Source organism: Pseudomonas sp. NPDC089396 (assembly GCF_044749545.1).
In the GTDB taxonomy this organism is placed as follows: Bacteria; Pseudomonadota; Gammaproteobacteria; order Pseudomonadales; family Pseudomonadaceae; genus Aquipseudomonas.
In genome coordinates, this window is the sequence record NZ_JBIVIC010000009.1 from 138693 (window position 1) to 160425 (window position 21733).

The 21733-nt window shown below is 63.0% G+C and carries 17 protein-coding genes and 1 pseudogene; 15 read left to right on the forward strand and 3 right to left on the reverse strand.

Annotation, left to right across the window (positions count from 1 at the left end):
• The first annotated feature begins 28 nt into the window (after positions 1–28).
• The 5 genes from ACIPZB_RS18380 (at position 29) to ACIPZB_RS18400 (ending at position 7113) form a co-directional block, all read left to right on the forward strand.
• Complete coding sequence (locus tag ACIPZB_RS18380; protein WP_400641972.1) at positions 29–1537, forward strand: TolC family protein; 1509 nt, start codon at positions 29–31, stop codon at positions 1535–1537.
• A gap of 266 nt (positions 1538–1803) precedes the next feature.
• Positions 1804–3696: a penicillin-binding protein 2 gene (gene mrdA, locus ACIPZB_RS18385; RefSeq protein WP_400641973.1), complete on the forward strand. Its 1893-nt coding sequence runs from the start codon at positions 1804–1806 to the stop codon at positions 3694–3696.
• Between the two features lie 375 nt (positions 3697–4071).
• Entirely contained in the window at positions 4072–4986 is a 915-nt protein-coding gene (feaR, locus tag ACIPZB_RS18390) for a transcriptional regulator FeaR (protein ID WP_400641974.1), read from the forward strand.
• Between the two features lie 243 nt (positions 4987–5229).
• Positions 5230–5628 carry a c-type cytochrome gene (locus tag ACIPZB_RS18395; protein ID WP_400641975.1) on the forward strand — a complete coding sequence of 133 codons (399 nt, stop codon included), beginning with the start codon at positions 5230–5232 and terminating at the stop codon, positions 5626–5628.
• A gap of 165 nt (positions 5629–5793) precedes the next feature.
• A complete protein-coding gene (locus tag ACIPZB_RS18400) occupies positions 5794–7113 on the forward strand; it encodes a hypothetical protein (RefSeq protein ID WP_400641976.1) in 1320 nt (439 codons plus the stop codon).
• A gap of 36 nt (positions 7114–7149) precedes the next feature.
• Here ACIPZB_RS18400 and ACIPZB_RS18405 read toward each other — a convergent pair whose 3' ends face one another.
• Complete coding sequence (locus ACIPZB_RS18405; protein ID WP_400641977.1) at positions 7150–7629, reverse strand: MarR family winged helix-turn-helix transcriptional regulator; 480 nt, start codon at positions 7627–7629, stop codon at positions 7150–7152.
• 172 nt (positions 7630–7801) lie between these two features.
• Here ACIPZB_RS18405 and ACIPZB_RS18410 point away from each other — a divergent pair, with 172 nt between their 5' ends.
• From ACIPZB_RS18410 to ACIPZB_RS18455, 10 genes are all read left to right on the forward strand, one after another.
• Positions 7802–8920 carry an amidase gene (locus ACIPZB_RS18410; protein WP_400641978.1) on the forward strand — a complete coding sequence of 373 codons (1119 nt, stop codon included), beginning with the start codon at positions 7802–7804 and terminating at the stop codon, positions 8918–8920.
• Positions 8921–9076: 156 nt separating this feature from the next.
• Positions 9077–9589, forward strand: a complete 513-nt coding sequence (locus ACIPZB_RS18415; RefSeq protein ID WP_400641979.1) for a nuclear transport factor 2 family protein — start codon at positions 9077–9079, stop codon at positions 9587–9589.
• 216 nt (positions 9590–9805) lie between these two features.
• A complete protein-coding gene (locus ACIPZB_RS18420) occupies positions 9806–11113 on the forward strand; it encodes a substrate-binding domain-containing protein (RefSeq protein ID WP_400641980.1) in 1308 nt (435 codons plus the stop codon).
• A gap of 182 nt (positions 11114–11295) precedes the next feature.
• Positions 11296–12519: an SfnB family sulfur acquisition oxidoreductase gene (locus ACIPZB_RS18425; RefSeq protein ID WP_400641981.1), complete on the forward strand. Its 1224-nt coding sequence runs from the start codon at positions 11296–11298 to the stop codon at positions 12517–12519.
• A gap of 10 nt (positions 12520–12529) precedes the next feature.
• Positions 12530–13903, forward strand: coding sequence for an LLM class flavin-dependent oxidoreductase (locus ACIPZB_RS18430; RefSeq protein WP_400641982.1), 1374 nt, complete (start codon positions 12530–12532; stop codon positions 13901–13903).
• The gene (locus ACIPZB_RS18435) at positions 13900–14565 is read left to right on the forward strand and encodes a methionine ABC transporter permease (RefSeq protein ID WP_400641983.1); all 666 of its coding nucleotides are present in this window, start codon (positions 13900–13902) and stop codon (positions 14563–14565) included. Before ACIPZB_RS18430 ends, ACIPZB_RS18435 begins: the two co-directional genes overlap by 4 nt.
• 25 nt (positions 14566–14590) lie before the next feature.
• Entirely contained in the window at positions 14591–15370 is a 780-nt protein-coding gene (locus ACIPZB_RS18440) for a MetQ/NlpA family ABC transporter substrate-binding protein (RefSeq protein ID WP_400641984.1), read from the forward strand.
• 18 nt (positions 15371–15388) lie between these two features.
• Positions 15389–16411, forward strand: coding sequence for a methionine ABC transporter ATP-binding protein (locus ACIPZB_RS18445; protein WP_400641985.1), 1023 nt, complete (start codon positions 15389–15391; stop codon positions 16409–16411).
• A 162-nt stretch (positions 16412–16573) separates the two neighbouring features.
• Positions 16574–17641 (forward strand): TerC family protein, encoded by a 1068-nt coding sequence (locus tag ACIPZB_RS18450; protein ID WP_400641986.1) that lies wholly within the window; start codon positions 16574–16576, stop codon positions 17639–17641.
• Positions 17642–17748: 107 nt separating this feature from the next.
• Complete coding sequence (locus ACIPZB_RS18455) at positions 17749–19104, forward strand: SPFH domain-containing protein (protein WP_400641987.1); 1356 nt, start codon at positions 17749–17751, stop codon at positions 19102–19104.
• 86 nt (positions 19105–19190) lie between these two features.
• Here the strand turns inward: ACIPZB_RS18455 and ACIPZB_RS18460 are convergent, their stop codons facing one another.
• Complete coding sequence (locus ACIPZB_RS18460) at positions 19191–19583, reverse strand: hypothetical protein (protein WP_400641988.1); 393 nt, start codon at positions 19581–19583, stop codon at positions 19191–19193.
• Positions 19576–20987 (reverse strand): annotated as a pseudogene (locus tag ACIPZB_RS18465) (PAAR domain-containing protein). The gene ACIPZB_RS18460 and the pseudogene ACIPZB_RS18465 overlap by 8 nt, the downstream one beginning before the upstream one ends.
• Between the last annotated feature and the right edge of the window lie 746 nt (positions 20988–21733).

Sequence of the window (21733 nt, forward strand, 5' to 3'; positions counted from 1 at the left end):
CTATTCACGGATGGACCAAGGATCGCCTATGCCAGCACTGCCATTGAAAAGCCTGAGCACCTTCACTGTCGTCAGCATTCTGCTCAGCGCCTGCTCGTCCTTCGATCCCAAGCCCTACACAGAAGACGAAATGCGACAGCGGGTGATCGACGACCAGGCGCGCATGTACAAGGAGCAGGAGCCGGTCAACGGCCCTATCACCTTCTACGAAGCATCGGCGCGGGCCCTGAAATACAACCTCGACTACCGCCTGAAGCTTCTGGAAAGCGCGCTGGCCTCGGACCTGCGTGACGTGTCCAGCCACGAGATGCTGCCGCGCCTGGTCGCCTCGGCCGGCTACGCCGGGCGCAACAACGACTCCGGGGGCACCTCGATCGGTATCGAGGACCGCCAGGTCAGCTTGCGTCCCTCGACCTCCGAGGAGCGCTACCGCACCCTATACAGCCTCGGGCTGTCCTGGAGCTTGCTGGACTTCGGCGTCGCCTACTTCCGCACGCAGCAGAAGAACGACCAGATGCTGATGGCCGAGGAGCGCCGGGAAAAAGTCGCACAGAATGTCCTGCAGGACGTGCGCAACGCCTACTGGCGAGCGCTGGGTGCCCAGCGCCTGCTGCCGGAAGTGGACGGCCTCTTGATGCGCACCCACCGCGCCCTGACCTCGGCCCGCGAAGCCGAGGGCAGAGGCCTGTTGCCGCGCCAGGACATCCTCGCCTACCAACGCGCCCTGCTCGACTCGGTGTACATGCTCACCGTGCGCCGCCAGGACCTGGAGTTCGCCCGTGCCGAGCTGGCCGCGCTGATGTCGCTGCCGCCCAATACCCGCATGGTGTTGGCCGATACCAACGAACAACCGCTGCCGCTGCTGACCAGCAACGTCGAGCAGCTGGAGCGTCTGTCGCTGGAGCGCCGCCCGGAAATCATGGAAGAGTGGTACCGCAAGCGCGTGAGCATGAACGACCTGAAGATCGCCAAGGCCCAGTTGTGGCCGAACGTGAGTTTCAACTATGGCTACGAGTACGACTCCAACAAGTACCTGTACAACAGCGACTGGAACCAGACCGGCATCAATGTCTCGATGAACCTGCTGCGCCTGCTGCAGTACCCCGATATCAACGCAGCGGAGCAGAGCCAGGAAAAAACCGACGACATGCGCCGCACCGCGCTGTCCATGGCGATTCTCACCCAGGTCCGGGTCGGCCTGCTGCGTTACCAGCTGGCCCGCCAGGAAGTGGAGTTCGCCGACGAAAGCCTGCGTGTGGACCAGAGCCTGCTCAACTATGCGCAGTCATCGCGCAGCGCCGCGCTGGGCAGCGAACTGGAACTGATCCGTGCCGAGGGTCGCCTGCTGCTTTCGCGCTATCAGCGTGAAGCTGCCTACTCCGATGCCCAGGCAGCCTGGGGCCGGCTGTACAACTCGATCGGCTTCGAGGTGATGCCCAAGGAAATCGAACAGCACGATGTGAAGACCCTGGCACGGGAGATCCAGCGCACGGTTGAGAAGCAGACCCAGGACAACCTGATGGCTGCGGGCAAATGAACCTGAAGGCGCATGAACAAATCTTCATATACGCCGAGAGTGCCTTGATAGCGGGGTGAAGCACCCGCCGCCCTGCCCCGGCGCCGGCCCTTGCCTTGAGGGCCGACGCCGGTACGCGTAGCATCGCCGCCCCGCATGCTTGTGGGAGCTGGCTTGCCGGCGAGTCGAGTGCGTAGCACTCGTCTACATCCATGTTGGCTGCCCTGGCGTAATCGCCGGCAAGCCGGCTTCCACAGGTTTCGCGTTCAGCCAACACACCATCGCCCATGCCCCAGCCGATCCCCCTCAAGGACCACGAACAGGAAAAGCACCTGGTCAACCGCCGGCTGCTGGCCTGCGCTGCCCTGGTCTTCAGCCTGGTCGCCGTGCTGGTCGGCCGGCTCTATGTGCTGCAAGTGCTGCAGCACGACCAGCAGAGCGCGGTGTCGGAAAACAACCGCGTACACGTGCTGCCCATCGCCCCCGAGCGCGGGCTGATCTACGACCGCAACGGCGTGGTGCTGGCCGACAACAAACCCAGCTTCGACCTGACCATGACCCGCGAGCGCGCCGGCGATTCGGCCAAGGTGCTCGATACCCTGGCTGAAGTAATGGGCCTTGGAGAGGACGAGCGCAAGCAGTTCGACAAGGACCTGCGCCGCGGCCGCAAACCTTTCGAACCGGTGACGTTGATGGTCGGCCTGAGCGAGGAGCAGATCGCCCTGGTGGCGGTGAACCAGTTCCGTTTGCCGGGCCTGGAGGTGGAGCCGCAGTTCATCCGCGAGTACCCCTTGGCCGAGCACTTCGCCCATTCGGTCGGTTACGTCGGGCGCATCAACGAGAAGGAAACCAAGACCCTCGACAGCACCGAGTACCGGGGCACCCAGTCGATCGGCAAGACCGGTATCGAGCATTTCTACGAAAGCCAGCTGCACGGCCATGTGGGGTACGAGGAAGTCGAGACCAACGCCCAGGGCCGGGTGATGCGCGTGCTCAAACACCAGGACCCGACCCCTGGCAAGGACATCATCCTGAGCCTCGACGCGCACCTGCAGGTAGCCGCCGAAAAGGCCCTGGGCGACCGCCGTGGCGCGGTGGTGGTGCTCGACCCTGCCAATGGCGACGTGCTGGCGATGGTCAGCAACCCCAGCTTCGACCCCAACCTGTTCGTCAAAGGCATCAGCTTCAAGCAGTACGCCGCCCTGCGTGACTCGATCGACCGGCCGCTGTTCAACCGTGTGCTGCGCGGCCTGTATGCGCCGGGCTCGACGGTCAAGCCGGAAGTGGCCATTGCCGGCCTCGACAGCGGCGTCATCACCCCCGGCAGCCGGGTGTTCGACCCGGGCTACTACGAGCTGCCCAACTACGACCACAAGTACCGCAACTGGAACCACAGCGGCGACGGCTGGGTGGACATGTACACCGCCATCATGCGTTCCAACGACACCTACTTCTACGACCTGGCGCACAAGCTGGGCATCGACCGCCTGCACGACTACATGGCCGAGTTCGGCCTGGGCCAGAAAGTCTCGCTGGACATGTTCGAGGAAGCCCCGGGGCTGATGCCTTCGGCCCAATGGAAGCGCGCCACCCGCCGTCAGGCCTGGTACCCCGGCGAAACGCTCATCCTCGGCATCGGCCAGGGTTACATGCAGGTCACGCCGCTGCAGCTGGCCCAGGCCACCAGCCTGCTGGCCAGCAAGGGCGTGTGGCATCGCCCGCACCTGGCCATGACCGTGGGTGGCGAAACCCCGATCGACCCCAACCCGATGCCTGATATCGTGCTGCACGACCGACATGCCTGGGACCAGGTCAGCCAGGGCATGCAGATGGTCATGCACGACCCGCGCGGCATCGCCCGCGCCGCCGCTGCCGGCGCCCAGTACCGCATTGCCGGCAAGAGCGGCACGGCGCAGGTGGTGGCGATCAAGCAGGGGGAGCGCTACAACCGCAACAAGACCCTCGAACGGCACCGTGATAATGCCCTGTTCGTAGGCTTCGCCCCGGCGGACCACCCCAGCGTGGTGGTGGCGGTGATGATCGAGAACGGCGAGGCCGGCGGCCGGGTGGCGGGGCCGGTGGTGCGCGAGGTGATGGATGCCTATCTGCTCGATGAACAGGGGCATCTGAAGCCGCAGTATGCGGGCGGGGCGGTGGCCAAGCCGGTGCCGCACACTTAGGGCTGCTGCGCAGCCCATCGCCGGCAAGCCGGCTCCTACAGGATCTCCACAATACTTGAGGGCTGCGCAGTCCCTGTGGGAGCCGGCTTGCCGGCGATGAGGCCGACACGCTGCCCGCGTCGGAAACACTTTCGTTTCAAATTGCTACAACTGGAAGCAGAAACGCGGTGTTTCGCGCGCATCGCTTGCACCCGTGCGCATCCACCCAATTATTTTAAATGCTTGATTATCAACAACTTGACTGATTTAAGGGATAATCAAGCGCTTCTTCAGGCCCGATTTTTGCTTGAATATTCAAGTGAATAGTAATGCATAACCCAAATTCCAAGAGTTCGCCCAAGCGATCCGTTCCACGTCATACCGTGCGAGGCATCCATGACCCCTGCAAGCCGTGTTACCGACGACCACTTCCAGTCCTGGCTCAGCCAGGTCAATGAAGCCTGCGGCCATTTCAACGGCCGCAAGCTCGACCCAGGCTTCGTCGGCCAACTGGAAAAATGCCAGGTAGGCCAGATCTCCATGAGCATCGTCGACATGACCCAGGTCAACCTGTTCCGCGGCCAGCGGGAAATCCGTGCCAGTGGCGCCGACAACTACTACGCGGTGCTGCAACTGGCCGGCACTTCGCGCATCGAGCACCAGCAAGCGTGCATCGAACTGCAGGCCGGCGACCTGACCCTGATCGACGCCAGCACCCCGCTGGACATGCACTTCCATCAGCGCTCGCGGCAACTGTCGCTGATCCTGCCGCGCGCCCAGGTGCAAAGCGGCACCCGCGGCGTCGGCGTGGCCTGCGCCAAGCGCATCGAGGCGAAAACGCCGCTGGCCAGCATGGCCCGACAGATGATGATCGAAGCCGGGCGTACCCAGTACATGGCCAACAACGAAAGCCTGGCGGTGCTCGACGCGCTGATCGCCCTGCTGCGTCCGGCCATCAGCCACGACGCCATACCCGGCAGCCATGAGCGCATGTTCCGCAAGGCCCTGGCACTGATCGACCAGAACATCACCTGCGAGAGCCTGAGCCCGGAATTCATCGCCCGGGAAGTGGGCATTTCCATGCGCAGCCTGTACCGCATCTTCGCCAAGCACGAACTGGTCATCGCCCAGTACATCCGTAACCGCCGCCTCGACTTCTGCGCCGAAAGCCTGCGCAACCCGGCCATGGACCAGAAAGTCTCGTCGCTCGGCTATGCCTGGGGCTTCTCCGATTCGAGCTATTTCAGCACCGCGTTCAAGGCCCGCTTCGGCATGACCCCAGGCGAGTACCGCAAGCGCCACGCCAACTGATCGATCGCCCCTTGTGGGAGCCGGCTTGCCGGCGATAAGGCCCGAACAGTCTGCTCAAGGCAAGCTTTGAGTTACATCAGCCTGCGTTTGCCTGCCCTGGCCTCATCGCCGGCAAGCCGGCTCCCACAGGTCCCCACCTGGCAACCCTGGCAAACAGCCTGGCAGGCAGAGCAAAACCCGGTGCGCCAGGCTGGCGCACAATCAAGTCATAGACCAACAAGAAACAACCCTGGAACCGTACTGATGTCGACCTTCACCCCCAACAAATTCGCAATGCTCGCGCTGTTCGCCACCCTGGCCAGCCCCCTGGCACTGGCCGAAGAATGCGCAGTCCCGCAAGCCCAGCAAGGCGAACAGGTGTTCGCCCGTGATTGCGCGGCGTGCCACTCGGCCCAGAAGAACGGCCCGACGATGATGGGCCCCAACCTGCACGCTGTACTGGGCCGTGCCCCGGGGACCGTGCCCGGCGCCAACTATTCCCAAGCCATGAAGTCGCGCCAGGCTGCCTGGACCGCGCAGGGCATCAGCGCCTTCATCGAACAACCACAAGCCGCCGTGCCAGGCACCTACATGCCATATGCCGGCTTGCACGATGCCGCCGAACGGCAGGCGGTGACCTGCTTCCTCGCCAGCCTCAAGTAACCCTCGCACTTGTCCACCAAAGGCCCCGCAATGGGGCCTTTGGCGTTTTGGCACGCTGCCAAAGGCAACTGGCAGCCAGGGCAAAAACCTGCGTTGGGGCTTCCTGCATGATCCTTGGCATGTCTTCGGAACTTCTGCCAAACCCATAACAAAGGAAGCCAGACCATGCTGCACCGCCCGTTCCGTCTCACCCTGGCCGCAGTGCTCGCCGGGGTCTCGCTGCAGGCGTCCGCCCTGGAGCTCTACGGCGACACCGAGCGCCATCTCAACGCCAATATCGAAGCGGTGTTCGGTGCATTCCACAGTGAGGAAAGCTACGCCATCGCCCGCGACCAGGAAGGCTCCACGTCGTGGCGCGAGGGCTACATCAAGTACGGCCTGAGCGGCGACCAGCGCCTGGGCGGTGTCGGCTCGATGTATGGCGCCTTCGCCCTGCTCAGTTCCGGCACCTGGGGCGATGGCGACGCGGCAGGTTTCAGCGACGGCAGCGAACGCACCACCAAGATCGAGGACGCTTACGTCGGCTGGAAGTCCGGCAACCTGGTGCCCATGCTGGGCGAGGACGGCATCGACCTGTCCTTCGGCAAACAGATGGTGGCGGTCGGTGACGGCTTCCTGATCCAGGGCGATTCGCTGAACATCGGCAACGGCCTGGCCGACGGCGAGTTCAACCGTGGCGGCGCCTACTACCTGGCGGCGCGCAAGAGCTTCGACAAGACCGCCGTGCTGCGCCTGGGTGGCAGTCAGGGCTGGCGCGGCGACCTGATGTGGCTGCAATCGGACAACCGTGCCCAGGCCAACACCGAAATGCACGTGGCCACCCTGGAGCACGTGGCAGAGGCCGGCACCGTCGGCCTGACCTACATCGGCACCACCCACGTCGACGAACAGTACGCCTCGGGGCAACAGCTGGAACGTGACGGCATGAAGACCTACAGCCTGCGCGGCCAAGGCAATGCCGGGGTGGAGAACCTGTTCCTGTCAGGCGAATACGCCAAGCAGGACAAACCCCACACCAGCACCGAGGATGCCTGGTACCTGGAAGCCGGCTGGACCTTCGCCGACCTGCCGTGGCAGCCGAACGTCAGCTACCGCTACAGCCGCTTCTCGGAACAGTACGACACCCTGTTCTACGGCCTTGGCCGCGGCCTGGGCACCTGGTTCCAGGGCGAAGTGGCCGGCAACTATGCCAGCCCGTTCAACAGCAATGCACGGATCCAGAAAGTAGGCCTGACCGTCAGCCCTACCCCGTCGCTGAACCTCGGCGCCCTGTGGTTCAAGTTCGACACCATCGACCGCAATCTGGGCAACGCGGACGGTCGCGAGCTGGATGTGTACGCGGAATGGACGATCAACGATCACCTGATGGTCGTGCCGCTGGTGGGCCTGTACCAACCTGACCGCAGCTTCGAACAGGGCGGCACGCAACTGGGTAACGACAACAACAACCTGTACACCCAGGTGGTGTTCGTCAGTACCTTCTGAGCAGGGGCGCAGGGGGCGCAGTGCGCCCCTTGGCAGTCAGAGCGTTTCCAGGTTGTGGAACACCACTTCCAGCATGCGGTTGAGCCGCTGCACCTGGGCTTCGGTCAAGCCCTTGAAGCTGCGCTGGAACAGCTCGCGGGTCACATCCTGCATGCGCTCGATGTTCTGCAGGCCGACCTCGGTGATGCGCACCTGGGTCACCCGCCCGTCTTCCGGGCTGGGTGAGGTATCCACCAGGCCGTCGTCCTTCATGCGGTAGACGATCTTGGTGATGGTCGACAGCTTGGCGATGGCGTGGGTGGAAATCTCGGAAATGCTCGATTCACCGTTCTCGTTGAGGATCCACAGCACGCGCCAGCGCGGCACGTCGAGGTCGATCTTCTTGAGCAGACGTTCCATGTTCTGGGTGTAGCGACCATGCACACGGGCCAGCCAGTAGAAAGGGAAATCTTCCTTGCGAAAATCTTCGCTGGCCGGGTCGTGGTGGCTATGGCCTGTGTTCTTCGAGTTGCTCATCGATTCACTACTTGTGCGGAAATAGTCGCGCCATCATAGACGTTTCCGCGCATTTGGCTACCGGCAGGCGCCACACAATACTGGAATATTCAGTTGACATTTCACGTATTTGCCACGCATGTTAAGCGCTGGACCGTGGTCCGGCATCCTTTCCCGAAAAGGTTTGATAACAATGACAATCATAGTTGAAACCCTCGACCTGGGCGGCGCCGGCCCCCGTGTCGTGGTCAAGGACACCATCGATGTCGCCGGTACCGCGACCCGTGCCAGCAGCCAGGCGCTGGAGCAGGCACCGCTGGCCGAACGGCATGCCGAAGTGGTCAGCCAGTTGCTGGCCAACGGTGCGCGCCTGACCGGCAAGGTCAGCCTGCACGAGCTGGCGTTTGGCACCACCGGCATCAACCACTACACCGGCACCGCGGCCAACCCGCGCTTCCCCGGGCGTATTCCCGGCGGCTCGTCCAGTGGCTCGGCGGCGGCCGTGGCCGCAGGCCTGGCCGACTTCAGCCTGGGCACCGACACCGGTGGCTCGGTGCGTATCCCGGCCTGCTGCTGCGGTGTGTTCGGCCTCAAGCCGACCTTTGGCCGTGTCAGCCGCAAAGGCGTGATGCCGGCACGCAGCAGCCTGGACTGCGTCGGCCCGTTCGCCGCCAGCCTGCCGATGCTGGTGCGGGCCATGAGCATGATCGACCCCACCTTCGTGCCCGCCCAGGTGCCGGCCAAGGCGCGCATCGGCGTGCTGCGGGTCACCGCCGAGGCCGCCATCCACAAGGTGGTGCACGGCGCACTGACCGCCAGCGGCCTGCCGCTGGGCAATGTCGAACTCAAGCATTTCGGCGCGGCCTATGACGCCGGCATGGTGGTGATCAACCGCGAAACCTTCGAGGGCTGTGGCCACTTGCTGGAAACCGGCAAGGTCGGCGCCGATATCGCCGGCCGCCTGGCCGCTGCGGGCAAGACCACCGACAGCGCGCTGGCCGAGGCCGAAGAAGTGCGTCGTCGCTTCACCGAAGAAGTCGACCAGGCCCTGGCCAGCTTCGACGTGCTGGCGCTGCCGACCATGCCCGACTTCCCGCTGCGCCTCGAAGAAGCTGCCGACACCCGCGCGGTGCTGGGCATGACCTCGCTGGTGCGGCCGTTCAACCTGTCGGGGCACCCGGCCTTGAGCATTCCGCTGGGCAGTGCCGCCGGGTTGCCGGTCGGCCTGCAGTTGGTGGCGGCCAAGGGCGCTGATGAGAAGTTGCTGGCCGTGGCCGAGCGGCTGTTGCTCAACCTCTATTCCACCCACTGAATCTGTCGGCCACTTTCGCGCCCTGTAGGAGCGGCCTTGTGTCGCGATAGGGCCGCAAAGCGGCCCCAGCGTCCTATGCGACGCTGCTGGAAAACTGGGGCCGCTATGCGGCCCTTTCGCGACACCAGGCCGCTCCTACAAAGAGATCTGATACCAATGTCCGATATCCATGACCTGCAAGCCCGCCTGCAACGCTTCGAAAGCCAGCAGGCGATCCGCGTGTGCATCAACCGCTACATGGAACTGTGCGATCAGCTCGACGCCAACACCCCGCTGGACGAGTTGGCCGGGTTGTTCACCCATGACGCCGTGTGGGAAGGCAAAGGGGCCAAGTATGCCGCCAGCTTTGGCGGCTACCGGGGCCGCGAAGCGATCCGCGCGATGTTCGCCACCTACATGAAGACTCCGGCGCACTTCGCCTTGAATGTGCACTTCCTGACCAGCGAGGTGATCGAGGCAGAGGGTGATCAGGGCCTGGGCCGCTGGGTGATGCTGCAGACCAGCACCTTCGCCGATGGCGCCTCGCATTTGAACGCTGCGCGGCTGACGGTGCGCTTCGCCTTGGAAGAAGGGCAATGGCGCATGGCGCATTTCCAGACCGAGAACCAGTTCAGCCGGCCGGTGAGTGCCTGGAACAGCGAGGCGGCGCTGCCGGTGCCTGAGCGCTGAGACAGTCGCTGGTTCTTCAGCGCCAGTACGGGCCCTATCGCCGGCAAGCCGGCTCCCACAGGGAAACTCCTCACACAGCTCATGTGGGAGCCGGCTTGCCGGCGATAGGGCCCTGAATCTGAGATGAGATAGCACGGCTGCACCAGCGACCTGTCACATTTCGGTCACCCCACCGTCGTAATCTGCCGGGCAATTCTATGCCAAAGGTTGCCCGGCATGCTGCGCCTGCTGCTCCTGCTACTTCCCCTGCTGCCCCTGACAGCCGTCGCCGAGCCTGCGCACCTGCGCGTCCAAGGCTCCAACACCATCGGCGCTACCCTGCTGCCGGCGTTGGTCCAAGGGCAACTGCGCGCCCAAAAGGCAACGGCCATCGAGCAACGGCCAGGTGCGATGACCAATGAAACCGTGATCACCGCCCGCGACGCCCAAGGCCAGCCGCTGCGCATCGACATCGCGGCGCACGGTTCGAGCACCGGCTTCGTCGCCCTGGGCCGTGGCGACGCGGACCTGGCAGCGTCCTCGCGCCCCATCAGCGACGCCGAGTTGCGCCAGCTCAAGGCACTGGGCAACCTGCGTGCGGTCCGTGCCGAACAAGTCATCGGCCTGGATGGCGTGGCGGTGATCGTCCATCCCGACAACCCCTTGCCCCAACTGAGCACGCGACAACTGGCCCAGATCTATGCCGGCCAGATCCAGCGCTGGGAACAGCTGGGCGTGGCAGGCGGCGCCATTCACCTGTATGCCCGGGACGACCGCTCCGGCACGTTCGAAACCTTCAAGGCCCTGGTGCTGGAGCCCAACCACGCCGAGCTGGCGGCAAGGATTCAGCGCTTCGAGGCGAGCGACGAACTGGCCGCAAGGGTCGCAGCCGACCGCCAGGCCATCGGCTTCAGCAGCCTGACGTCGGTACACGGCGCCAAGGTGCTGGCGATCGCTGAAGGCGACGCCCCGGCGATGCTGCCGGTGCGCCCCTTGGTGGCCAGTGAAGACTACCCGCTGTCGCGGCGCCTGTACCTGTACTTGCCGGCCAATCCCAAGCCCCAGGCCAAGGCCCTGGCCGACTTCGCGCAAAGCCCGGCCGGCCAGGCCATCGTCGCCGAGCAGGGGTTCGTTTCCCAGCAGATCAACGCACAGGCGGTGCCAGCCCAGGCCGACATGCCGCCGCGCTACCGCAGCCTGGCCCAGCAGGCCCAGCGCCTGAGCGTCAACTTCCGCTTCCAGGAAGGCAGCGCCAGCCTCGATAACAAGTCACTGCGCGATGTACAGCGGGTGGCCGACTACCTGCGCCAGGCCGGCAAACTGCAAAGCAAAGCCGTGCTGGTGGGCTTTGGCGACCCCAAGGAAACGCCAGGCCGCGCCGCCCTCCTCTCGCGCCTGCGCGCCCAGGCGGTACGCCGTGAGCTGGCGCGCGAGGGCGTCGAAGTGCAGGAAGTGACCGGCATGGGCGATGAGCTGCCGGTAGCGGGCAACGACCTGGAACAAGGGCGGTTGCGCAATCGTCGGGTGGAGGTGTGGGTGTACTGAGGCCTACAGCCAGCAGGGTGTTGCGACGGCAACTGTTGCGCCGCGAACAGGCCATCAACACTTCTTCATGCAGCGCAACACAAGAAACCGAATTTTCGCGCCAATCGCCTGATTTAAAAGGCATTTGATTCTGGCATGGCCCCTGCAGACATGGATTCAACCATCCAGTCTCCGAGGTCAACATGCCGACTGAAACCCTCTCTGCGGACTACGACATCCGCCACCCTAAAGCTCACGTCATCGCCGATGACGCCGAAGCCCTCAGCGTCGCCCACCGCGTCGCCACCTTGCTGCGTGAAGGCGCCGCCGAACGCGACCGCAACCGTGAGGTACCTGCCGACGTCGTCGACGCCTATTCCAACAGCGGCCTGTGGGGCATCACCGTCCCACGTGAACATGGCGGCGCCGAAGTGTCCTTCGCCACCTTGGCGCAGGTCATCGGCATCGTCTCCGCCGCCGACCCTTCGCTCGGTCAGATCCCGCAGAACCACTATTGCCTGCTCGAAGACATCCGCCTGCAGGGCACCGACGAACAGAAGCGGTTCTTCTTCGACCTGGCCTTGCAAGGCAACCGCTTCGCCAACGCGCTTTCGGAAACAAGCGGCAAGACCGTGCAGGACATCAGTACCCGCCTGGTCGCCGAGGCCGACGGCTATCGCATCGATGGCCGCAAAGGGTATTGCACGGGCTCCCTGTACGCCCATTGGATCGGCGTACTCGCCCTGGACGAACAAGGCCGTGCCCAGCTCGCGTTCGTACAGCGCGGCACACCCGGCCTGGTCATCGTCGATGACTGGAGCAGCATGGGCCAGCGCACCACCTCCAGTGGCACGGTACTGCTCGACGGTTTGCGGGTACCCGCCTTCAACCTGTTCCCAAGCTACCGCTCGTATGAACGCCCGACCCTGGCCGGGCCGTTCGCCCAGTTGACCACCGCCGCGATCGATGCCGGCATCGGCCGCGCGGCGCTGGACGACACCATCGCCTTCGTCCGCGAGCACGCCCGCCCGTGGATCGACGCCAAGGTGGAGCGCGCCGGCGATGACCCGCTGACCATCATCCAGGTCGGCGCCCTGGAGATTCGCCAGGAGGCCGCCGAGGCCTTGCTGGAGCGTGCCGGGTGGGTACTGGATGCGGCCAAGCCGGCGCCGGACGAAGACAACGTCGCCGCCGCCTCGCTGGCCGTGGCCAAGGCCAAGGTGCTGACCACCGAGGCCGCCATCGAAGCCAGTAACCGCCTGTTCGAGCTGGGCGGCACGCGCTCGTCGCTCACCCGCCACAACTTCGACCGGCACTGGCGCAATGCCCGCGTGCACACCCTGCACGACCCCGTGCGCTGGAAGTACCACCTGGTTGGCAACTGGGCCTTGAACGGCATCAAGCCGACCCGTCACGACTGGAACTGAGGCCCGCGCCATGACCAAGCAGATTCGCCTCAACGCCTTCGCCATGAACACCGTCGGCCACCTGTCGCCCGGCCTGTGGCGCCACCCGCGCGACCAGGCCACGCGCTACACCGATATCCACTACTGGACGGAACTGGCCAGAACCCTGGAGCGCGGTTGCATCGATGGCCTGTTCATCGCCGATGTCCTGGGGGTGTACGACGTGTATGGCGCCAGCGCCGACGCCGCCTTGAGCAGCGCCGCCCAGGTACCGGTCAACGACCCGCTGCAACTGGTGCCGGCCATGGCCGCCGCCACGCGCCACCTGGGCTTTGGCGTGACCGCCTCGGTGTCGTTCGAGCACCCGTTCCCGTTCGCCCGACGCATGAGCACCCTCGACCACCTGACCCAGGGCCGCGCCGGCTGGAACATCGTCACCTCCTACCTGGCCAGCGGTGCACGCAACCTCGGCCAGCGCGACCAGTTGAGCCACGACCAGCGCTATGCCCTGGCCGAGGAATACCTGCAGGTCTGCTACAAGCTCTGGGAGACCAGCTGGGAAGACGATGCGGTCTGCGCCGACCGCGCCAGCGGCGTCTACGCCGACCCGCGCAAGGTGCATGGCATCGCGCACGAGGGTACCTATTTCAAGGTGCCTGGTTTCCATCTCAGCGAGCCGTCCCCCCAGCGCACGCCGGTGCTCTACCAGGCCGGCGCCTCCAGCCGTGGCCGGGCGTTCGCCGCCGCCAACGCCGAGTGCGTGTTCGTCGCCGCACCGAGCAAGGCCGTGCTGAAAAAGCAGGTGGCCGACCTGCGCGCCGCCACCGTCGCGGCCGGCCGGGCCGCCGACAGCGTGCTGATCTTCGAGCAACTGACGGTGATCGTCGCGGCCACCGACGAAGCTGCCCTCGCCTTGCTGCGCGAGTATCGCGAATACGCCAGTGCCACGGGGGCCTTGACCCTGATGTCGGGCTGGACAGGCATCGACTTTGCCCAGCTGGAGCCGGACCAGGTGCTGCGCGAAGTCTCCAGCGAGGCGATCCAGTCCGTTGTCGAGGCATTCACCCGGGCCGACCCTTCGCGCAGCTGGACCACCGCCGAAATCGCCGACTACTGCGCCATCGGCGGCGACGGGCCGGTGCTGGTCGGCTCGGCAAAGACGGTGGCCGACCAGTTGCAGGAATGGGTCGAGGACACCGATGTCGATGGCTTCAACCTGGCCAGTGTGGTGGCCCCGGAAACCTTCACCGCCGTGGTCGACCTGCTGGTGCCGGAGTTGCAGGCACGCGGGCTGTTCAAGCGCGAATACGCCGAAGGCACCCTGCGCAACAAGCTGTTCGGTCAGGGCGACCGCCTGCGCGGGCCGCACCCGGTGGCGACGCTGCGCCAGGAGGCACGGCGATGAGCGAGCTGCTGGCGAACCTGGACTGGTCGGAAATCCTCCAGGCCTGCATCGACACGCTGAGCATGCTCGGTGCGGCGTTGGGCTTCACCGTGCTGTTCGGCCTGCCGCTGGGGGTGCTGCTGTACCTCACAGGGCAACGCCAACTGCTGGCCAACGCCCCCCTGTATCGCTTGCTGTCGATGGTGGTGAATGTGCTGCGCTCGCTGCCGTTCATCATCCTGCTGATCGTGCTGATCCCGCTCACCACGGTGATCACCGGTACCTCCCTGGGCGTGCGCGGCACCATCCCACCGCTGGTGGTGGGCTGCACACCATTCTTCGCGCGCCTGGTGGAAACCGCCCTGCGTGAAGTCGACCGTGGCCTGGTCGAGGCCAGCCAGGCCATGGGCGGCAGTATCCGCCAGATCATCTGGCACACCCTGCTGCCCGAAGCCCGCACCGGGTTGCTTGCAGCCGTCACCGTCACCGCCATCGTACTGGTGGATTACACCGCCATGGCCGGGGTGATCGGTGGTGGTGGCCTGGGCGACCTGGCCATCCGCTTTGGCTACCAACGTTTCCAGACCGACGTGATGGTGGTCACCGTGCTGCTGCTGATCGTGCTGGTACAGGCGCTGCAGATGGGCGGTGACCGCCTGGTTCGGCACTTCACCCGACGCTGACTTCACTACCTTCAGGATCACGCCCATGAAAAAGACCCTTGCTGCCCTCGCCACACTCATTGCCGCCAACAGCTTTGCAGCGCAGGCCGCCGAACACCTGGTGGTCGGTGCCACCCCGGTACCGCACGCCGAGATCCTCGAATTCGTCAAACCCACCCTGGCCAAGGAAGGCGTCGACCTCGACATCAAGGTGTTCAACGACTTCATCCAACCCAACCTGCAACTGGCGCAGAAGAACCTGGACGCCAACTACTACCAGTACCGACCGTTCCTCGATGACTTCAACAAGACCCGCCATACCAACCTGGTGCCAGTGGTCGGCGTGCACATCGAACCCTTCGGCGCCTACTCGGCCAAGTACAAGACCCTCGCCGAGCTGCCAGACGGCGCCAGCGTGGCCATCCCCAACGACCCGGTGAACACCGGCCGTGCCCTGGTGCTGCTGGCCGAAGCCGGGCTGATCAGCCTCAAGGACCCGAGCAACCCGCAGTCGACCCAGCGCGACATCACCGCCAACCCGCACCACTTCAAGATCCGCGAATTGGAAGGCGCCATGCTGGCGCGCTCGGTGAGGCAGGTGGACCTGGCCTTCGTGTTCGCCAACTACGCCCTCGAGGCCGGCATCGACACCAACAGCGCGCTGATCGTCGAAAAGGGCAAGGACCTGTACGTCGAGTACCTGGTTGCACGCCCGGACAACCTGCAGGACGAAGGCCTGCAGAAACTGGCCAAGGCGCTGAACTCGCCAGAGGTCCGCAACTTCATCCTGACCCGCTACAAAGGGCAGATCGCCCCGGGCTTCTGATCAGCGAGAGCGCCACCCATGACCCGCTTCCCACAAGAAGTCCTGGCTGCAACCGCGCAACTGCAGTTGCGCGGCATCCACAAACGCTATGGCGAACTCCCGGCTTTGGCGGGTATCGACCTGCACATCCGCCAGGGCGAGGTGTTCGGGATCATTGGCCGCAGCGGTGCAGGCAAGTCCACCCTGCTGCGGCTGATCAACCGGCTGGAAGCCCCCAGTGTCGGGCAGGTGCTGATCGAGGGCGAGGACATTGCCACCCTCGGCACCGCTGGCCTGCGCCAATTGCGGCGCAAGGTCGCGATGATTTTCCAGCACTTCAACCTGCTGGCCAGTCGCACGGTCGCTGAAAACGTGGAACTGCCCATGCAGATGGCCGGCGTGCCGGCCCAGGAACGCGCACGCCGCGCCCTAGAGTTGCTGCAACTGGTAGGGCTGGCCGACCGGGCCAATGCCTATCCGGCGCAACTGTCGGGCGGGCAGAAGCAGCGTGTGGGAATCGCGCGGGCCCTGGTGCTGCAACCGGACATTCTGCTGTGCGACGAAGCCACTTCGGCGCTCGACCCGCAAAGCACCCGCGCCATCCTTGCGTTGCTGCGCGATATCAACCACCGGCTGGGCCTGACCATCGTCCTCATCACCCATGAGATGGAGGTAATCCGTGATCTGTGTGACCGCGTCGCCGTGCTGGAGCGCGGCAGCGTGGTCGAACAAGGCGAAGTCTGGCAGGTGTTCGGCGCGCCGCAGCACGCGGTCAGCCGGTTGCTCCTGGCCAGCCATGAGCGCCCGCGGCAGGCCACGGATGAGGCTGCCGGGCACGCGCACCTGGAGCTGCATTTCACGGGTGTGAAAGGCATCGAACCTGACCTGGGGTTGCTGGCCACCGCCCTGGGCTCACAGGTGCGGCTACTGGAAGGGTCGATCGAGCGCATACAGGGCCGGGCCCTGGGCAGGCTACGCCTGGCGGTGGCCGGTGAGGCGTCTGCTGCAGAGCTGCTGCAACGGGCGCGAGCAATTGCCGACTGGGCGCAGTGGGTGCATTGACCCCTGCCATTTCAGGCAAAGTTTTGTAACAGCGCGCCATTCGGCATCACGCGTCAATGGGTCTAGGCTAAAACCCATGTGATACCGGGCCCCTCTGACGGCGACCGCGCCGCCATGTCGGATCACTGTTGCCATGCAACGTCGACATTCAAGGAGGGGCTCATGACAGCTCTACAGACATTCCTCACTACTCCATTCCTCGGCACCAGCACCTGGTTGTGGCTGGTGTTCATTGCCATCGTCATCGGTTTGCTGGTGCTCGACCTGGGCGTGCTGCACCGCCAGAACCGTGAAATCGAAATGCGCGAGAGCCTGCTGCTGTACTCAGGCTATTTCAGCGTGGGTGTGCTGTTCGGTGTGTGGGTCTGGTACGAGCTGGGCGCGCAGTCGGCGCTGGAGTTCTACACCGGGTTCCTGGTCGAGCAGTCGCTGTCGATGGACAACGTGTTCGTCATGGCGATGATCTTCGGCTTCTTCGCCATTCCCCGCCGCTACCAGCACCGGGTGCTGTTCTGGGGCATCCTCGGCGTGGTGTTCCTGCGCGCGATCATGATCGGCGTGGGCGCGACGCTGGTGCAGAATTTCGAATGGGTGCTCTATATCTTCGGTGCGTTCCTGCTGTTCACCGGGGTGAAGATGGCCCTCTCGAAAGAGGACAGCCACCCGGATCTGGCCAACAACCCGGTGCTGAAGTTCGTCCGCCGGCACATGCGCGTGACCGACCAGATCCATGGCGCGCACTTCTTCGTCCGTCTCACTCCACCGGGCCAGAGCAAGGCCCTGCGCTATGCCACGCCACTGTTCCTGGCGCTGGTGCTGATCGAGCTGGCCGACCTGGTGTTCGCCGTCGACAGCGTGCCGGCGATCTTCGCGATTACCCAGGACCCGTTCATCGTCTACACGTCGAACATCTTTGCCATTCTGGGCCTGCGCTCGCTGTACTTTGCCTTGTCGGCCTTGATGCACCGGTTCGTGTACCTCAAGTACGCGCTGGCGCTGGTGCTGATCTTCATTGGCTGCAAGATCTTCTACCACGGCATGGTCGGCAAGGTGCCGGCGCTGCTGTCGCTGGGGGTGACGTTCGGGTTGTTGCTGGGTGGGGTGGTGGTGTCGTTGATCAAGACGCGGGGTGAAAAACCTGCGGTGGGTGCCGAGCCGGCCGAGCCGCTAGCGGGTGACAGCACCACGGCTCAGGCGAAGAAAAAGGACCCAGAACTGCGGCATGAATGACCGGAGCGCCACAATCGAACTTTCCTACAGAACATAGGGAAATCTGCTGATTGTGGCACTACTTCCCCCTTAGTCAGCATGCGCGCTCCCTGCACAAGGAGTGCCTCATGCAAAAACTGCCGATACCTGATTTCACCCAATTTCGCGTCAGTCGCAAACTCATCGCCGCCATTGGCCTCCCGGTTCTCGCCGTGGGTGCCTTGGCGGCGTTGTTCAACGGCGTGTATTTCTACAACGAAGCGGGTCAGATGACCCACGTGCGTACGCTTTTCGGCGAAGAGAAAGTGGTCGAAGACGTCGGCTACGCCACGAAATGGTTTGGCCGCAGCACAGCCTGGCGCCGAACCATCGGCGTGCAATCTTCCTTGCAAGCCGACAGCTCGGAAGATGCCCGCAGCGGTCACCCCTCGGTAACCCTCGACAACCTGCCCATCGTGTTTCTGGGCAACGTCGATGCCAAGGCTGAATTCAGCACCCAGTTCCGCCTGCCCTCGGGCGACGCCTTCCTGAAAATCGCCCAGGAATACCGCACGCCCGACAACTTCCTGCAGCGCGCACTTTTGCCTGCGGTCAAGGAAACCCTGCAGGCCACGGCCTCGCTGATGAGCGCCGATGACTACTACGCCGGCAACCGCAGCCATTTCGGCGCCGAGTTCGAGAACCAGCTGCGCAATGGCCTGTACCTGACCAGCCGCAAGGAGATTCGTGTGCAGCGCGACAACTACCCTGCGCAAACGGCCATTCTCCAGTCAGGCACGGAGCAAGGCAGTTTTGGTGATAATTCCGCGACCCGCTTCGTCATCGAGAAGAAGCTCGACAAAGACGGCCAGGAGCTGCGCAAACAGCAGCAGTTTCGCCTGTTCGGGGTCGAAGTCGTGGACGCCAGGGTCACCCATATCGATCCCAATCCGCAGTATCAGCAGCGCATGGTAAGGGTGCAGCAGGCGCTGGCGGAGCTTGCCGTCGCCCGGCAGAACCGGCTCAAGGAGGAGGAGGAAAAGGAACTGGTGTCTGCGCGAGGCGCAAAGGATGTCGAGGCCAAGCGCCAGGAGAGCCTGCGACAGCAGATCGAACGCACCACCGAAGCCGAAACCGAGAAGCAGCTAACACTGATCAACGCCGAACGGGAAAAGCGCCGCGCCGAGATCGACAAGCAGACCGCTGAATTGCTGCGCGACAAGGCTCGCGTCAATGCCGAAGCCACCAAGATCACGGCCGATGCCGAAGCGTATGCGCGGGAGGCAGCGATCAAGGCGGATGGTGCGCTGCAGACCAAGCTCGATGCGTTGGTACAGATCAATCGGGCGTGGGCGGAAGCGGCGGCGAAGGCACCGGTGCCCAGTGTGATGATGGGGAGCGGCTCGGAGGCAGGGGTTGGTCGTCAGGATGAGATGAGTAAGCTTATGAGCGTGTTGGCGACGAAGGCTGCCAAGGATCTGATGGTGGATCTCAAGACGCCGTAAACGCCTTGCCCCCTGTGAAACCAGCTTGCCAAGGGTCAAAGGGGGCAAGTAAATCGCGGCCAGTGGTGAGCTCGCGAGCAGGCCATCTACTTGAAATCGAACATTGCCCATGCGGTCATCAACCAGATGAATCCGCTCATGCTCAACCAAGCTGATATCACCAATCGCTTTTTGAGGTGGGTAGGGAACGCTTTCAATTCATCTAAATCCAGCATTCCTCTACGCGCAGGGTACCAAGGAAATGCAACTAATCCACTTGCCGTGCATATAACCATCCAGCGCCACTTGAAACTACCACTACCCCATGCAGCTTTCACTGCTTCGAAGTATGGGCTGCTGGTGATGGCTGAGCAGACAACATGATAATCCTTTGTCATTGTTGTATAGGCACTCATGGCAACTCCCGGGATACCTATGACGAAAGGGCTGAGTAAAAAAATCAGCTTTGCCATTACCGGCCAGCCCGTTATGTCAATCATTGGTAACCTCGTAGAGGAGTTCACCTGTTGCTTCACCGAATGCTCCGCCCCCAAACCTCCTGCCAGTCCCGCCGCGCCCACTAGCACCATGCCACACACTGGTACACCTAGCCCTCCAGATCCTATGGCAAAGACGGCACATAGTGTGCCTGCCGCCGAGCTAGCAGCTGAAGCCCCTAGCGCCCCTCCGACCAGTCCAGCAGAGAAACTGCCCGTCTCAGTCAATCGGATCTTTTTGCAGGCAAGGGCTTCGCCAGCGCGACATACATCCTGAACTTTCAAATACGATGAAACGCCACCCAACCCTACTGCAGCATATCCCCCATATTTCAGGTACTTACCAAGCTTTGCCACTTTCTCCAGATGCGTCGTATACCCTGGAATCTGCCCCGCCCCACCCGCTTTCGACCAATGGTGCACGAGGCTCTTAGTCGAGATATTCAAGCTCTTCTTGAGACGCTCATAATTACCAAGATTCAGCTGCTTGTTGAGAAAAGCCGCCTTCAACTCCCCATCCAACTGCTGCAACAGCTGACGCCGCGACGCAAAGAACTCCCGGCTGTTCAAATGCCCATGCCGCAGAAACTCTCGCTGATGTAGTTGCTCGATCTGCTGCAACGCCATGCTGACCTGCTTCAGCCCTTGGTCCAGCATGTCCTTGCCCACGCCCATCGACTGGCTGGCTCCACTGAGCAGCCCAGCAATTTCCGCCTGGTGCTGCATCATGAAATCCGATTCCGCGAAATCAAGCACAGCCAAAGCACGCCGCGCATGTTCTGCGGCGGCCATCAGCTGCCCCTCCTCACGGGTACAAGCATCAGCGTTGTCCGGATCACCGATGACAAAGATTTCCCCAGCCTTGAACCCCTGTTCGAAGGTCGGATTCAGGCGCTGTAATCGGGAAATCGGCAAGGTGCTGTCATGCTGAGCCAACTCGATCAACACCTGTGGAAACGACATGCTTCGGGGAAGCACATAAAAGCCCGGCTCCAATGATCCGGGCACGCTGCTCATTCCAACGGGTGAGTAATGACCTGGGGCTGTGGGTGTGGGTGTAGCTGTCGATCGTGCCGCAACATTTACGACACGGCTTGCAGCGGTTGATTGCCTGGATGGCGGTGCACCGTGCAACGGCGCCACCAGCCGATTGGTGCCTGATGGACAGCCACAGGTTACCAATGCACCATCCATGGCAACCCGTTTCCCGCCAGAAGTGAAGTGCCACACCCCTTCGGCGACAATGCCTTCCTCGCCACAGCGCGGGCAAGGCGTCGTCGGGTCTCCCTCCCTCAGCACCCAGCGACCATCAGTGATGTATCCAGCATCGGTAGCGATGCAAACAGCGCCGGTGGTAGTGACATCACCATCTACCGCCTGACCTTTTCCTTCCAGATTGACACGCATTACCTAGCTCCCTGCGCACTGATTAGGTTTTGAAACCTAACAGCAACTCAGGGGAATAATTGCCCACCGGTGCGAAATAGACATTTCCTACAAATAACGCAGAAGAACCCTTCAAGAACCACGCTAACCAGATAATGCGGGACAAGCATTGCACCAACCCACAAGATACCTCCCGGTAACAGCAGCAACTATTGCGTGGCACGCAACATCTCCGCCGGCACATACTTGCCAATTGCCGCCCAATGCAACTGGCCCGACCCTTCCTCCAAATTCAGGACAAGGCCAGCAGGCGTACGCTGGCAATAACCATTTATGAATATGCCTATGCTCGGGAAGCATCGATCAAGGCGAACGGGGCGGTGCGGACTAAGTACGACATATGGGTATAGATTAGGCCTAGGCTCGCGAGAGATGCCCCAATGGACAGGCTGTGTCGGCCATGTTGCTACCGTATCTTTGGACGCGATGCATACAACTTAATCATCGAGAAGATTAAATCTGCCCCAACACGTTCCGCGAACGCATACTTCTCTTTTTCTCACACAAGCACAAGAAATATCCTACAACATAAAAGATTGACTACATTCCGTCGAACTCTTTACTTTCTCACTCACAAGTTTACGAACAAGACCAACCTTTAGCTCAACCAAGCTTCAGTTCATGACAAATTTGCCGCATGAGCTTGTTAACACAAGATCACATTTTGCCTTCTTGAAGCCGAGCAACAATCCTCTTACGTTATTACT

Excerpts from the sequence above, each read along its gene's own strand:
- ACIPZB_RS18460 (WP_400641988.1), bottom strand. The coding sequence starts at position 19,583 with ATGATTGACATAACGGGCTGGCCGGTAATGGCAAAGCTGATTTTTTTA.
- ACIPZB_RS18400 (WP_400641976.1), top strand. The coding sequence starts at position 5,794 with ATGCTGCACCGCCCGTTCCGTCTCACCCTGGCCGCAGTGCTCGCCGGG.
- ACIPZB_RS18380 (WP_400641972.1), top strand. The coding sequence starts at position 29 with ATGCCAGCACTGCCATTGAAAAGCCTGAGCACCTTCACTGTCGTCAGC.
- ACIPZB_RS18405 (WP_400641977.1), bottom strand. The coding sequence starts at position 7,629 with ATGAGCAACTCGAAGAACACAGGCCATAGCCACCACGACCCGGCCAGC.
- ACIPZB_RS18420 (WP_400641980.1), top strand. The coding sequence starts at position 9,806 with ATGCTGCGCCTGCTGCTCCTGCTACTTCCCCTGCTGCCCCTGACAGCC.
- feaR (WP_400641974.1), top strand. The coding sequence starts at position 4,072 with ATGACCCCTGCAAGCCGTGTTACCGACGACCACTTCCAGTCCTGGCTC.
- ACIPZB_RS18445 (WP_400641985.1), top strand. The coding sequence starts at position 15,389 with ATGACCCGCTTCCCACAAGAAGTCCTGGCTGCAACCGCGCAACTGCAG.
- ACIPZB_RS18415 (WP_400641979.1), top strand. The coding sequence starts at position 9,077 with ATGTCCGATATCCATGACCTGCAAGCCCGCCTGCAACGCTTCGAAAGC.
- ACIPZB_RS18430 (WP_400641982.1), top strand. The coding sequence starts at position 12,530 with ATGACCAAGCAGATTCGCCTCAACGCCTTCGCCATGAACACCGTCGGC.
- ACIPZB_RS18450 (WP_400641986.1), top strand. The coding sequence starts at position 16,574 with ATGACAGCTCTACAGACATTCCTCACTACTCCATTCCTCGGCACCAGC.
- ACIPZB_RS18425 (WP_400641981.1), top strand. The coding sequence starts at position 11,296 with ATGCCGACTGAAACCCTCTCTGCGGACTACGACATCCGCCACCCTAAA.
- ACIPZB_RS18440 (WP_400641984.1), top strand. The coding sequence starts at position 14,591 with ATGAAAAAGACCCTTGCTGCCCTCGCCACACTCATTGCCGCCAACAGC.
- ACIPZB_RS18395 (WP_400641975.1), top strand. The coding sequence starts at position 5,230 with ATGTCGACCTTCACCCCCAACAAATTCGCAATGCTCGCGCTGTTCGCC.
- ACIPZB_RS18410 (WP_400641978.1), top strand. The coding sequence starts at position 7,802 with ATGACAATCATAGTTGAAACCCTCGACCTGGGCGGCGCCGGCCCCCGT.
- ACIPZB_RS18435 (WP_400641983.1), top strand. The coding sequence starts at position 13,900 with ATGAGCGAGCTGCTGGCGAACCTGGACTGGTCGGAAATCCTCCAGGCC.
- mrdA (WP_400641973.1), top strand. The coding sequence starts at position 1,804 with ATGCCCCAGCCGATCCCCCTCAAGGACCACGAACAGGAAAAGCACCTG.
- ACIPZB_RS18455 (WP_400641987.1), top strand. The coding sequence starts at position 17,749 with ATGCAAAAACTGCCGATACCTGATTTCACCCAATTTCGCGTCAGTCGC.